This is a genomic window from Streptomyces sp. NPDC005866 (genome assembly GCF_040629895.1).
Classification (GTDB): domain Bacteria; phylum Actinomycetota; class Actinomycetes; order Streptomycetales; family Streptomycetaceae; genus Streptomyces.
Map to the genome: position 1 here is coordinate 135758 of NZ_JBEXWP010000003.1, position 13565 is coordinate 149322.

Below are 13565 nucleotides of genomic sequence, written 5' to 3' on the forward strand. Positions count from 1 at the left end.
AAGTACAGCCTGCTGTACCTCGGACCGGGCGGTCCACGGGATCGGCCGAGGGGGGTCACGGTCCGTAGCGTCGGTGTCCTGATCGCAGGAAGTCCCAGCAGCCCTCGCAGACCCAACAGGAGGCATCCGTGGCCGGTACCGATCCCTATCGACTCACCAGTAGTCCGCCCCCCGCGGCGGAACCGGGCGGCGGTGTGGACCTCGTGCGCACGCTGCTGTGGTCACTGCTGGTCCTCAGCGCGGCCGCCAACATGGCGACCTCGTACGGCGGGGTCGCCCCCTGGGTGAACGTGGCCTGCGGAGTGGTGACCCTGCTCAGCGCGGGCGTCCTGGTCGTGCGCCGGCTGCGAGGCCGCCGATGAGATCGCCGCTGAACCCGGCCGCCGTGGACACCGCCCGGCGGGCCCCGGCCATCGCGCTGACCGGCGTGGGCAAGACGTACGCGGGCGGGGTAAGGGCCCTGGACGAGGTGTCGCTCACCGTGGAACACGGCACCTTCCTGGCCGTGATGGGCCCCTCCGGCTCCGGCAAGAGCACGCTGATGCACTGCGCGGCCGGGCTGGACTCGCCGACCTCCGGCAGTGTCCGTATCGACGGCCGGGAGATCGCCGGGCTGAACGAGACCAAGCGTACCGAACTCCGCCGCGAGCGCGTCGGTTTCGTCTTCCAGGCCTACAACCTGATTCCCTCCCTCTCCGTCGAGGACAACATCACGCTGCCGGTGCGGCTGGCCGGCCGCCGTCCCGACCAGGACTGGATCCGCACCCTCACCGAACGGGTCGGACTGGCCGACCGGCTCCACCACCGCCCCGCCGAGCTCTCCGGCGGCCAGCAGCAACGAGCCGCGCTGGTAAGGGCGTTGGCCGCGCGTCCGGCGGTGGTGTTCGCCGACGAGCCGACCGGCGCGCTCGACCTGCGCAGCGCCCACCAGGTGCTCGACCTGCTCCGGGCGCTCGTCGACGACCTCGGCCAGACCGTCGTCATGGTCACCCACGACCCGGCGGCCGCGGCCCGCGCCCACCGGGCGCTGGTGATGGCCGACGGCCGGGTGGTCGAGGCCATGAACCACCCGACGGCATCACAACTGGCGGCCCGGCTGGCCGCGTTGGGGGAGCGCTGAGCGTCATGCTGCACTTCGCCCTTCGTATGGCCGCCCACCGGATCGCCTCGCTGCTCGCCGTGGCCTGCGCGGTCCTGGGCGGAGCGGCCCTGATCACCGCCACAGGGGTGCTGGCGGAGTCCGGCCTGCGCTCCCAGCTGCCGCCCGGCCGGCTCGGCGGCGCGGACGTCGTGGTCGCCGCCGACCAGGAGTACCACGCGCCCGGCGACCTCCCGATCGCCCTGCCGGAACGCGCCACGGTCCCGGCCGCCCTCACCGACCGCCTGGCGAAACTGCCCGGCGTCACGGCCGCGGTCGGTGACCTCGGCTTCCCGGCCGCCGTGACGGACATCCACGGCCGGCTCGTCCCGGTCGGCGGCCAGGACCCCGCGGCGGCCGGCCATGGCTGGTCCTCGTCGAAGCTGCTCGCCGGCCCGCGCATCGAGGGCCGCGCCCCGTCGGCCCCGGCGGAGGTGGCGGTGGGCGCGGCGAGCGGCCTGTCCGTCGGCGACCGGGTCCGCGTCACCGCGAACGGCCGCACGGCCACGGACTGTCGCGTGACGGCCCTGGTCCACGCCCCGGACGCGGGGATCTACTTCACGGACCGGGCGGCGGCGCAGGTGAGCGGGCGCACTCAGAAGGGCGCCGTCGACCTCATCGGTCTGCGCACCGCCCCCGGCGCCGAGCAGCAGGTGGCGTCCGAGGCCCGCGATGCGGTCGCCGGTACCGGTCTGAAGGTCCTCACCGGAGCCGGCCGTGGGACGGCCGTGGCCCCCGGCATGGGGTCCGCCCGCTCCCTCCTCGTCCTGCTCTCCAGCTCGCTCGCCGGGATCGTCCTGCTGATCATGGGGTTCGTCACCGCGGGCGCGCTGGGCGTGGCGATCGCCGGTCAGCGCCGGGACCTGGCGCTGATGCGGGCCGTCGGGGCGACGCCGGGGCAGATCCGCCGGCTGGCCGCCGCCCAGTCGACGACGGTGACGGCCCTGGCCCTGGTGCCCGGCATCGCCCTCGGTTATCTGCTGGCCGCCCGCTTCCGCACGCTCCTGGTCCACCGGGACGTACTGCCGGCCGAACTCCCCCTCACGTTCAGCCCGTTCCCCGCCCTGGCCACGGTCGTCCTGCTCGTCGCGGTCGTCCGCGTCGCCGCCCGCTGCGCGGCCTGGCGCACCTCGAGGATGCCGGCCACCGAGGCGGTCGCCGAGTCCCGCAGCGAGCCCCGCTCCCCGTCCAAGTCCCGCACGATCGCCGGCCTGTTGCTGATGGCCGCCTCCTGCGCGCTGTCCGTCACCCCGCTGCTGCAACGCACCCTGATCGGCGCCTCCGGCACCTCCATCGCGGGCATCGTCGCCGCGATCGGCCTGGCACTGGCCGGCCCCGCGCTGGTCCGGACGGCGGGCGAGGCGGCGGTACGACGGCTGCGCTCCGGGGTGTCCGCGCCGACCTGGCTGGCCCTGTCCAACATACGGGCGTACGCGCAGCGCGCCACCGGGGTGATCAGCCCGCTCGCCATGGCGGTCGTGTTCGTGCTGACGTACACGCTCGCGCAGACCACGGTGCTGGCCGCGGCCTCGGACGACACCTGCACCGGGACGCTGGGCCAGTACCGCCTCGGCGCCCCCGCCCTGGGCGGGCTCCCGGCCGACACGCTGCCCGCCGTACGACGGCTCCCGGGCGTCCGGGCCGCGGCCCCCGTGGGCACGACCACCGTGGTCTGGCCGTACAGCCAGTTCGGCGACACCGCCACCGAGTCCGCCTCCGCGCTGATCCTGACCCCGGCCGCGAAGGACGTCCTCGACCTCGGGGTGACGCGGGGCAGCCTGTCCGGGCTGACCGGTGCCACGGTGGCCGTCAGCAGCGAGGTGGCGGGGCCGCGCGATGGCGAACTGGGCTCCCGCGTACGGCTGTTCCTCGGCGACGGCGCACCCGTCGAGGCGAAGGTGGTGGCCGTCTACGACCGCGGGCTCGGCTTCGGCCCGGTGGTCCTCTCCCACGACCTGGCCGCCGGGCACACCACGACCGGCCTCGACCAGAGCGTCCTGGTCCGCACGGACGGTACGGCGACGGCCGAGCGCGCGCTCACCGCACTGGCCGCCGCCCGTCCCGGCCTCGCCCTGTCGGACGCGGCCCCGCAGGCGGGTGCGGACACCCCGCCCCAGGTGTGGGTGAACCTCGCCGTCATCGTCGTCCTGCTCGGCTATCTGCTGCTCAGCATCGCCAACCGGCTGGTCGCGGCGACCGCCCAGCGCCGCACGGAGATCGCCGCGCTGCGGCTGGTGGGTACGACACCGAGGCAGATCCTCGCGATGATGCGCCGTGAGGCCGGGGTGATCTCGGTGACGGCGCTGGTCGCGGGGGTCGCGCTGTCCGCGCTGCCGCTGGCGCTGCTGGGCCAGGGCTTCCTGGACCGCCCGTGGCCTGCGGGGCCGGTGTGGCTGCTGCCCGCGGCGGCGGTGACGGTGGTGGTGACGTCGTACGTGACGATCGAACTGCCCACGAGGAGGGCCCTGTCGGTGCCGCCGGCCGAAGCCGTCAGGGTGGGCGGCTGAAACCCACCGTCGGGGACGGCGGCACGAGGTGCTCGTGCCGCCGTAGCCGTGCCGGGGCGTCGGTGGCCGACGTCCTCGCACAGAGGTTCAAGGTGCCCGCACGGGCCGACTCGTCTTGCCTTTCAGGACGAGTTCGCGCTCGACGGGCCGAAGAACTCGATCTCGGCGATGGCAACCTGGGTGCCGGCCGAGGCCTGGTACGACGACTCGATCGTGAAGCGGACGGAGGTGACGTTCTTCGCGCGGAAGTCACGGGTCTGGCCGCCGGCCGACTGGTCGAGGGTGATCTCCCGGGTCTCGGTCTTGCCGTCGGACGTCTTGATGACCGCCTTCATACGGTGCGGCAGGGCGGACTTCTTGAGCTGGTCGTAGCGGGTCGACTCGCCGGAGGTGATGACGAGGTTCAGGAGGCGGGTCGGTTCGTCGAAGCGGGCCTCGATCCACTCGCCCTCGCCGCCCCGGGTCACGCCGGGACCCCACCAGGTGTTGTTCAGCTTGTCGAAGACGAGGTCCGGCTTGTGACCGGCGTACGAGCGGGACGCGCTGACGTGGTCCGGGGAGACCTGGGCGCGCTTGGCGAAGTGGTCGCGGGTGGCGCTCACCGCGTTCGGGATGTTGATCGCCAGGACCGTGACGAGGGCGAGGATGACGGCCGCGCCGATCCAGGTCAGCACGCGGTCGAAGGTACGGCGCAGGCGGGGGCGGTCGCCGGCCCAGGGGGTCTCGCGGTTGCGGAAGTCGAAGAGACGGCGCCACCAGGGGCGGTGGGCCGAGTGGGCGGTGCTGCCGTTGCCGGCCATGGGCATGGCGCAGCGGGTGCAGAAGTGGCGGTCGGGGCGGTTGGGGGTGGCACACCAGGGGCAGGGGGTGCCGCCGTGGGCGCCGAGGTCCTCGCCGGGGGCGCGGACGGACTGCGGGCGCTGGGGGGTGGGGCGGCCGGGAAGGACGGGGGTGACGGAAGGGGGCGTGGGTGGTGCCGGTTCTGTGTCCTGTACGGGGATGAGGAGGCGGCGGGCTCGCTCGGCTTCGTCTTCGGCCTGGTTGTTCCCGCCGGCACCACCCATGCGACTTTCGCCTTCGGGTGCGGGCGGCCCCTGAGGGGGCTGGGCGCCGCCGGCAGCCTGCGGGGCGGCTGCGGGAAGGGGGGTGGTGTCGGCCGTTGCCGTGGTCTCGGTCAGCGGGGGCTCAGCGCGCAGTTCCCCGCGCCCCTCAGGGGGCGCTGTCGTTGCCGTCGCTCGTGCGTCCCGTCGGGGCAGGCCGGTGCTGCCGTCTCTGCCGGTGAAGGCGTCCCAGGCGGGGGAGGCCGAAGCCGGGGCGGGACCGGCCGAAGCCGGGGCGGGTGCCGGCTCGGGGGCGGTTGTCTGCTGCCGGTCCCCCTCCCTGCTGACCGCCCAGCTCAGTACCGAGCCGCACGCGTCGCAGAAGGACTGGCCCGGTTCCGCGACCGTGCCGCACTCCGTGCAGTTCCGGTTGGTCGTCATCGCTGCGGGGTCCTCTCGGCGGACGCGGTCACCTGGACCGTGTAGGGCATATGAGCGGGGCGGGCGGCGGCCACGAGGTGCTCCAGTCGGACCTCGTCGGCCGGGGTGGGGGAGGGGAGCGTGAGATGGACGTGCAGGCGGGGGCGGGATTCGCCGGGGAAGGGGCCCAGCGGGCGGGCGTTCCAGTCGGCGCCGCCGCTCTCCGTGATCTCCGGTGTCACGCCGAAGGCCAGGCGGACCGCCTCGGAGAGGCCTCGGCGGGTGCCCCGGATGCGGTGCAGAAAGGCGGCCGCGGCCACGGCCGCGCGGAGCAGGGGTTCCGGTTCCATGCCGTCCGTCTCCGCGCCGACCCAGGTGCCGAGCCATTCCGCGAAGTCGAGTGGGGCCAGGGCCGGGTCGAAGTAGCTGGGCAGGCAGTCGAGGGCGTTCGGGATCGGGGCGATCACGTCGTCCAGGCCGGCGACGAAGCGCAGCGCGAGGTCGTCGTCGGCGAAGACCGCGGGGAGCATCGCGCCGATGGGGACGGAGGAGCCGAGGCCGTCGATGGAACCTCTCAACGGACGCCTCCCGTCACGTCGTTCACGTTCATTCGCTTCATTCGCCGACCACCCGGACCCGGTGGTCGTAGGAGAAGACCAGGGACGGGGCGTCCAGGTCGATACGGTCCGTCGGGTCGCCGCGCTTGCCGTTGAGCGGGTCGGCGGGGTGCAGCACGACCTCGTCGACGAGTTCGACGCCGGGGACGCGTTGCAGCACCGCGAAGACCTCACCCGCCTGCACCGGGCGCCCGAACGGCCAGCCCTTGCCGTCCGCACCGCCGGTCAGCGGGTCCAGGTGGCGGTAGAGGGCGTCGTGGGCCTGGCGGCGGACCCGGTCGACGTCCACGCCACGGAAGGCGTGGACGGTGGCGACGACCGTGACGCCCTGGTAGAAGGGCGGCCCGACGGCCAGCCGGGTGCCGATCAGCCGGCGTTCGTCCAGGTGGCGGGTGATGCGGTCCAGCAGGGCGTCACCGGGAACGAGTTGCTCGAAGCGGAGGCGGCCGCCGGGATCGGGGACCGCCTGGGGGACCACCAGCACCCGTACCGCGTAGGCTCCGTGCTCGCCCTCCTCGCCCTCCAGGCAGGTGATCCGGGCCGTCTCGGGGGCGGCCCGGCGGGCCAGTTCCTCGTAGTCGCGCAGGGTCACGGCCCGCTCCTGGGCGCGCAGGGTGATCGGCGCGCGCACCTTTGCCTCGGCGACGGTCTCGCCGTCCACTCCCCCGCGCGCGGCCTCCCGGTTGACGACCTCCGAGACGTACGGGATGGAGGAACGCAGGATCTGTACCGCCCCCCGGGCCACGTTGCCGTCCCGGCCGCCGCCCGTGCGGTAGCGGTGGGCCCGGATGACCGCGCCCTTCGGGGCCACCGCGCCGTACTGGCGCAGCGAGCCGTCCGGTTCGCGGACCGCGGGGCCGAAGGCGATCTCCCCGGTCGTCGCGTCGAGGGTGAGGTGCCGGTCGTACGGGCCGGAGGCCGCGAAGTGCGGGACGACCTGCCAGTCCACCCAGCCGCCCTCGCCGTCGTGCTCGGCGGTCTGCAGGAGCAGCGGCGGGGTGTCCCCGACGACGGGCGCGTGGGCGAGCCGCAGGCGCTGGCCGGGCAGGCCCGTCGACTCGCCGAGCGCCTCGTCATCGATGGTCTCCGCGTGTACGGCGCCGGTCGTGCCGCCCACGGTGCAGGCCTCCACGAACCGGACCGTCGGGGAAGTGGTGTAGAAGGGCTGGTCGGAACGCGGCTCGGTGACCCGGCAGCGTAGCCAGCTCGCCTCCAGGCCTCCGTTGCGGGACAGGACGTGACCGCCGGGGACGTGCAGCACGACCTCGCCGGGGCGGTTGAGGCCACCCGTGCCGTCCCGGTCGACCTCGCACTCCCGCCAGCCGTCCTCCGTCCACGCCTCCCACACCAGCGGGGGCTGCCGCGGGTCCACGCCGACACCGTCGACCCGGCTGTCCAGATCGAGGGCGACCGCGCAGTGCGGGACGGCGGCGGAGAGGCCGAGCAGCATGCAGTCACCCGGGTTCGGGGACTCGGCGAAGCACAACAGGTCCTTGCCCTCGGCGAGTTCATGGGTGAGGTCGACGACGGCAGAGTCGTGCTGCTGCCGGAGCAGGTGCCGCAACTCGCTGGGCACGATGGTCAGTTCGCGCTCGGTCGCGAACACCACCGCCTCCTGCGTCTCGGTGCGGCGGGTCGCCACCTCCGTGCCGACCGGCACCGGAACCGGTTCCTCCTGGGCCGCCGACAGCCAGAACGTCACGTCCGTGCGGGCCGCCGACGGCGGGAACAGCGTGATGCCGACCAGGTCCAGGAAGGCGAGATGGTTCTTCTCCGGGACCCGGTTGAGGCGGTACACGATCTGGTCGGCCATGTGCGCGACCGTCTCCACCAGCGTGATGCCGGGGTCTGAGACGTTGTGGTCGGTCCACTCCGGGGCGCGCTGCTGGATGTAACGCTTGGCGTCGTCGACGAACTGCTGGAAGCGTCGGTCGTCGAGGTTCGGGGAGGGCAGGGCCATCGGGATCAGCGGTCGCTTTCCGAGGAGTCCGAGGAGGCGGGGGGCAGGTCCGGCTCGTCGTGGGAGGGGATGACGTAGAAGGGGAAGACCAGGCTGCGCGGGTTGTTGGTGCCGCGGATCGAGTAGCGGACGTCGATCATCAGCACGCTCGGGTCGGCGCCGGTGGTGACCTCGACGTCCTCGACCTCGATCCGTGGCTCCCAGCGGTCGAGGCTGGCGTACACCTCGTGCTGGATACGGCCGGCGGTCTGCTCGTTGACGGGGGCGAAGACGAGGTCGTGGATGGCGCAGCCGAACTCCGGCCGCATGGGGCGTTCGCCGGGGGCCGTGGAGAGGATGAGGCGGATGGCCTCTTCCACTTCCTTCTCGCCGCTGACCAGGGCGATGCCGCCGGTGGGGCCGATACGGAGGGGGAAGGACCAGCCGGAGCCCACGAACTGCTCTGCCATGTGTCTTCCTTCGGGTTCGGGAGCGCTTTGCGGGTGGTAGGGCGCCTTGCGGCCAGGTCTCTCAGAAAGGCGGGGGCAGTGGGACGCCGTTGGCGCTGCCCTTGCCCATGAGGAGGTAGGTGGCTCCCTTGAGGCCGATGTTGAGTGCCGCGGTGAGCTGGACCGTGGCGCCTGCGGTGACGGCCGCCGCGCCGCCCGCCGTCAGGTTCAGGGCGCCCGCCGCGTTCATGCGCACCGCGCCCAGTGCCCTGATGTCGACGAGTTCGCCGCCCTGGATGGACAGTGGTCCGCCGCTGCGGATGCTGAGGCGGCCCTTGGCGCTCAGGGAGAGGTTGGTTCCCGCGTCGACCGACACCGACCTGCTGCCCTTGATGGTGACGTCGCCCTTGCTGTCCACGGTGATCTCGGTCTTGGCACGGTCGAGGAACACGGTCAGTTTGTCGTCGCCGCTGGCCAGCCGGACGCCTTCCTTGCGGCCCTTCTGGTCGAGCAGGTCCATGTGGTTGCCGGAGCGGTCGGAGACGGTGTGGCGGGTGGCCCGGCCGCGCATGCCGTCGTGCAACGGCACGTCCTTGATCCGGGTCGGCTTGTCCTTGCCGTTGTAGAGACCGCCGATGACATAGGCGTGGTCCAGGGCGCCCCGGTCGAAGGCGACCAGCACCTCGTCACCGACGTCCATCGGGAAGACCCCGCCGCCGCGCACCCCGCCCCACTGCACGGTCCGGGTCCAGTCGCTGACGTACTTGTCGTCCAGCCACGGGAACTTCACCTTCACCCGCCCCTGCTGGAGCGGATCCTGTACGTCGGTGACGAGGGCCTGCGCCACACTGGGCTGCCGGTCGGCACCGGCGTCCCCGGCACCGCCCGAGGCGACGCCGTACAGGGACCGCCACTGGCGGCCGCTGACCGTCACCCAGGTCTCGTAGTGCTTGGCGTCGCCGAAGACATGCCGTACCGAGGTGACCGTGTACTTCCCCTCGAAGGGGTCCCCGACGTCCGCGAGCGCCACCGGAACCCCCGGCCGCAGCTTCGGATTGCCCCGCACGATCACCTCCACCTCCGCGAACGTCGACGTGACGTCGTCGGAGAGGGCGTCGGCCGCGTACTTCACCTCGGCCTGCTTGTCGTACGGCGTGCCCGTCTCGACCAGCTTCGACGTCTTGAACTCGCCGGCCGCGGCGCCCGGGGTGGTGCCGATGCTGTAGCTGGTGTTGCCGGCCGGGGTGACGGTCGCCGTGAGCGTCTTCTTCGTCCGTACGTCCCAGCCGCGCGACTCGACCTGGTTCACCTGGTCGGAGGCGGTGACCGCGGTCCGCAGCCGCAGGATGTCGTGCCCGGCCTCCAGTACGAACGGGCTCTTGTCGCCGTCGGTCTGCGGCGAGGGCGCCCCAGAGGCGCTCTTCCGCTTCACGAACTGGAACTTGCCGTCCGCGTCCACCGACATGACCATCTCGTTCTCGTCGGCGAGCCGGGCCAGGAAGTCCCAGTCGGTGACGTTCGACTGGCTGATGAACTCGTAGACGGTCTTGGTGGCCTGGATCCGCCCGATCGGCACCCCGTCCTGCGCGGCCAGCTTGCGGGCGATGTCGGAGGCGGTCTGGTTGCGGTAGGCGACGACGCGGCGCTGCCGCATCAGCCGGAACCCGTAGTCGTAGCCCCGGACGACCGCGTAACTGCCGGTGCCGTCGTACTCGGCCTCCAACCCGGTGACCTCACCGGTGAGCAGCGGGTCGCCGGTGCCCTGGCCGTCGGAGACCGGCGTGATCACCACCGGGGTGCCGAACTGGACGCCCAGCTTGCCGAGCAGCTTGCGGGAGGGGTCGCGGAAGGTCAGCTGGAAGGCGGCGGGCACCCCGACGCCCTGGTCCACATGGGCGTCGACCAGATACCGCCCGTACTCCGAGGTGGCGGTCAGCTCCTTGCCGCCGATGACGACCTTGACGACGTTCGAGAAAGCGTGCTTCACCATCAGGACCGCACCTCCTCGGCGGCCGGCAACACCAGTTCCGTGCCCGCGGGCAGCCACCCCGGGTCGTCGATCCCGTTCGCGTCCGCGATCGCCCGCCAGGCGGCCGCGTCGCCGTACTCCCGCCAGGCCAGCGACTGCAGCGAGTCCCCGGCGACGACCCGGTGCACGCGCTGCGCGGTGAGCGCACCGGACGTCGGGTTCTGTCCCGCGGTCTTGCTCGGGATCTCGTGCAGCTGAAGCCGGCAGCTGGCCCGGATCGGCATCCCGCTCGTCCCGAAGAGGGAGTAGGAGACATCGACGGAGGCGACGTACGCCGTGAAGTGGGCCGTCGCGAACGAGCCCCACTGGAACACCACCCAGGGCGGCGACGGCTGCTTGACGGCGATGCTCTTGCTGGTGACCTCGCAGCAGGCCAGCAACGACTCCACCTTCTTCATCACGTCGTTGCTGTCCGGGTCGTCGGACCTGTCCAGGAAGATCTCCACGCTCATCTCACGCGGATGGGTGCCGAGGAACTCCGGCAGCGCGCCGTCCCGTTCGATCGGCGCCGCCGACGACTTCCAGTCCGCCCGGCGGGCGATCGACAGCTGAGCCGGGTTGAACTCGAAGCCGAACGTCTTGATGATGCCGCCCGGGCTCGTGCTGGTGCCCACCGGCGGTTCGTGAATCGCGAGGGTGGCCCGCACGAGGCTCTTGCCGGCGCCCCGGCTGCTCCTGGCCATGATCTGGTCTGCCTCTCAGTCCGCTCAGTCGGTGAAGCCGTGGTGGGCGATCTCCAGGACCTCCGTGGCCACGGACGGATTGCCCGCATCCAGGGAGGGCCCCTGCCAGCTCACCGGCAGCACGTCAAGGAGCCCCCACCGGGCCACCTCCGAGCCGTCCGCGCGCAGCGCCGTGATCTGCCCGGTGGGCCGCTCGATGCCCGTCTGCACGGACGAGATCCACTTCGCGACCTTCGAGGTGTCCGGGGTGAGCGGGCGGGTCAGCCGGATGTGGGAGAAGGTGACCCGGGTCGGCAGCTGCCACACGAACCCGTTGTTCCCGCCCTCCTGCCGCTGCTCGATCTCCACCTGCGACGACAGTCCCTCGCACCCGTTGAAGTAGCCGAGGTCCTCACCGTCGATGGAGAGGCTGAACCAGACTGTGGTTCCCGGGTCCTGGCGGTCCATCGGGGGGCCTTTCTGTGGGGTGGGTGCGCGGTCGTCGTGGTCAGGGGCGGAAGTCGCGGAGCTTTCCCACGCGTTCGCGGTCGCGGCGCAGTTCGGTGCGGACGTGGCGGGTGATCCGGTCGATGATCCGGTGGACGAGGGCGTCCACCTGGAACTCGGTGAGGGCACGGGGGTCAAAACCGCCGCCCTCGACAGCCGTGTATCCGGGTGGCGGCTCGCCGGCGGACGAACCCGAGCCGGAGCCCGAGTACCCGGGTGGCGGGTCGTCGGGGGGCGGTGGCTGCCTCTCGGCCCGGGTGGTGGTTGCGCTGGTGACCGGCGCCTTGTTCAGGGTGGTCGTGGGGAGGTCCGGGGGGAGGGCGGTGGTGAGTGCGTCGCGCTGGATGGTGGGGCGGTTGAGGGGGGCGACGGGAAGGGGCGTGGTGGCGGAGATCGGAGTGGTGGGGCGCAGGGCGACGGGGTGAGCGGGCGTGGGGGCGCTGGTGCTCGGCCTGACTGGCAGGGCGGCGGGTGGAGTCGCGGCTCGCTGCACGAAGGGGGGCAGGGGTGCCACGGCCGGTCCGGTCGGGGACGAGGTGGCCGCGGGCAGGGGCGACTGTGCCCGGCGCCGCACAGCTGCCTGGTGGCCTCCGGGGCCGACGGCGGGGCGCGTGGTCGCGGGGGTCGCGGGCGGGGTGCCCGGGCCGGGGGTGGTGGGAGAGACGGCAGCGGCGGCACGCTGCACGAAGGGGGGAAATGGCGAAGCCGTCGCCGAACGGCCCGTCATGGCGGGGAGGGGAAGAGGCGGAGGCGTCGACGCGGGGACGGCGGGGGCTGCGGAGGCCGACCGGGTGTGCGCGGCCGTCGTCGCCGGCAGGTCGGTTCCGGCAGCTCGCTGCCCCTGCCGGGGCGCTTCGGGCGCCGGGTGGGAGACGGCGGCCGACCGGTCCACCGGACCACTCGACGCCTGCTGCCGCTGCACGGACGGCCCAGCCGCCTGACGGCCGGCCCGCCTCGCGGGTGCGCCGCCGGCCGGGCCGGTGAAGGGGGCGCCGAGACCGAGCCGGGGCGCGCCCGGGCCGGTCGTCTCGGCACGCTGTACGGAGGCGGGAGCGGAAGCCGGCGCCGGCGCCGGTGTCTGTGCCGGTGTCTGAGCGGGGCGGGTCGCCGTAGCCGGACCGGTGGACGGGGTGTCTCCCTGCTCACGCGGACGCGGCGGTGTCTGCGCACGGGGTACGGCTCCTCGCACGGCATCGGGGGAGGGAGCCGGGGAGGAGGCCGGGGGCCTCTCCGTCATCCGCCGCTGCACAGACGCCGCTCGGCCGCCGTCCGTCGCGGACACCGGAGAAGCTGCGGCCGTCCCCGTAAGGGGGGCGCCGAGGCCCGGGCGAGGGGCGCCGGGGGTCGTCACGGCACGCTGCACGGAAGAGGAAGAGGGAGAGGAAGGGGGAGGGGGTGTGGGAGTCGGCGCCGCAGCGGGCCGGCCCGCCGCCGAAGTACCGGTCGAGGCGGCCTGGTTGGACTCACGCGATGGCATCGGCACAGCAGCCGGTGCGGCTTCCCTCTCTGCCGGTGCCGGGCGGGGCGCTTCCCGTACGGCATCGGTGGCGGCCGCGCTCTCCGTCACCCGTCGCTGCACGGACGCCTCGCTGCCACTGCTCGCGGCGGGGGAGGCCGACGGTCGCCCGCTCGGAGGCACGGCAGGGGGCGTGGTTCCGGCGGTCGGCGAAGAAGTCGGGGCGGCTTCAGTGCTGATGCCGGCGGCCGCGGTGCCGGTCGTGGGCAGCGGTGCCGAACTCGCCGCCGTACGACCGCTTTCCGGCACCGGCGTGTGCGGGGTGGCCGAGCCGGTCGCCGTACGGCGCTGTACGGGGGGCGTCGCTGAACTGCTGGGCGTGGCCGGAGAAGCCGGGGTGCGGCTGCCGCTCGGGGCACCGCTCGCCGTCTGCCGCTGCACAGGGGTCTGCGTCCCGGCGCCGGACATGCCGGAAGGCCCGCCGCGGTGCGGGGGCGCGGCGGACGGCGCGGCCGACTCGGGAGCAGCGGACACCGAGGGTGTCGCGGGGGACGTAGAAGAGGTGTGAGGGGGCGGTGTCGTCGTGGGAGACGCGGGTGCCGTAGGAGCCGTAGTCCTGGGAGACGCGGCAGCCGAAGCCGTACCACCGGCACGGCCACCGGACGCGGACCGCTGTACGACGGCAGGTGCCGGGGCCGGTCCGGGGGCAGCGCCCCTACGGGCACGCGAGGCGGTGTCGGAGGAGGTACGGCCACCACCGGCTGGGCGCGGCCAACCCCCGCTCACCCGCACCGGATCCCC

At 73.3% G+C, this 13565-nt stretch carries 12 protein-coding genes; 4 read left to right on the forward strand and 8 right to left on the reverse strand.

What is annotated here, in order from left to right:
• Positions 1–128: 128 nt before the first annotated feature.
• Genes ABZ396_RS05365 through ABZ396_RS05375 form a run of 3 tightly spaced genes read left to right on the forward strand, consistent with a single transcriptional unit; the run spans position 129 to position 3645 of the window.
• Positions 129–362, forward strand: a complete 234-nt coding sequence (locus tag ABZ396_RS05365; protein WP_358914844.1) for a hypothetical protein — start codon at positions 129–131, stop codon at positions 360–362.
• Positions 359–1120 (forward strand): ABC transporter ATP-binding protein, encoded by a 762-nt coding sequence (locus ABZ396_RS05370; protein ID WP_358914846.1) that lies wholly within the window; start codon positions 359–361, stop codon positions 1118–1120. The genes ABZ396_RS05365 and ABZ396_RS05370 overlap by 4 nt, the downstream gene beginning before the upstream one ends.
• Before the next feature lie 5 nt (positions 1121–1125).
• Positions 1126–3645 carry an ABC transporter permease gene (locus ABZ396_RS05375; RefSeq protein WP_358914848.1) on the forward strand — a complete coding sequence of 840 codons (2520 nt, stop codon included), beginning with the start codon at positions 1126–1128 and terminating at the stop codon, positions 3643–3645.
• A 122-nt stretch (positions 3646–3767) separates the two neighbouring features.
• On the opposite strand, the gene ABZ396_RS05380 is transcribed toward ABZ396_RS05375, so the two are convergent.
• The 8 genes from ABZ396_RS05380 to ABZ396_RS05415 form a co-directional block, all read right to left on the reverse strand.
• Positions 3768–5126 (reverse strand): zinc ribbon domain-containing protein, encoded by a 1359-nt coding sequence (locus tag ABZ396_RS05380; RefSeq protein ID WP_358914850.1) that lies wholly within the window; start codon positions 5124–5126, stop codon positions 3768–3770.
• Entirely contained in the window at positions 5123–5683 is a 561-nt protein-coding gene (locus ABZ396_RS05385) for a phage tail protein (protein WP_358914852.1), read from the reverse strand. The genes ABZ396_RS05380 and ABZ396_RS05385 overlap by 4 nt, the downstream gene beginning before the upstream one ends.
• 37 nt (positions 5684–5720) lie before the next feature.
• The gene (locus ABZ396_RS05390; protein WP_358914853.1) at positions 5721–7682 is read right to left on the reverse strand and encodes a putative baseplate assembly protein; all 1962 of its coding nucleotides are present in this window, start codon (positions 7680–7682) and stop codon (positions 5721–5723) included.
• 5 nt (positions 7683–7687) lie between these two features.
• Positions 7688–8131, reverse strand: coding sequence for a GPW/gp25 family protein (locus ABZ396_RS05395; protein WP_351696176.1), 444 nt, complete (start codon positions 8129–8131; stop codon positions 7688–7690).
• Between the two features lie 61 nt (positions 8132–8192).
• Positions 8193–10100: a VgrG-related protein gene (locus ABZ396_RS05400; RefSeq protein ID WP_358914855.1), complete on the reverse strand. Its 1908-nt coding sequence runs from the start codon at positions 10098–10100 to the stop codon at positions 8193–8195.
• Positions 10100–10822, reverse strand: coding sequence for a tail protein X (locus tag ABZ396_RS05405; protein WP_358914857.1), 723 nt, complete (start codon positions 10820–10822; stop codon positions 10100–10102). Before ABZ396_RS05405 ends, ABZ396_RS05400 begins: the two co-directional genes overlap by 1 nt.
• Positions 10823–10846: 24 nt before the next feature.
• Entirely contained in the window at positions 10847–11269 is a 423-nt protein-coding gene (locus ABZ396_RS05410; protein WP_093500599.1) for a phage tail protein, read from the reverse strand.
• A gap of 40 nt (positions 11270–11309) precedes the next feature.
• Positions 11310–11822 carry an extensin gene (locus ABZ396_RS05415; protein WP_358914859.1) on the reverse strand — a complete coding sequence of 171 codons (513 nt, stop codon included), beginning with the start codon at positions 11820–11822 and terminating at the stop codon, positions 11310–11312.
• 943 nt (positions 11823–12765) lie between these two features.
• Here ABZ396_RS05415 and ABZ396_RS05420 point away from each other — a divergent pair.
• The gene (locus ABZ396_RS05420) at positions 12766–13332 is read left to right on the forward strand and encodes a hypothetical protein (RefSeq protein WP_358914861.1); all 567 of its coding nucleotides are present in this window, start codon (positions 12766–12768) and stop codon (positions 13330–13332) included.
• Positions 13333–13565 lie beyond the last annotated feature (233 nt).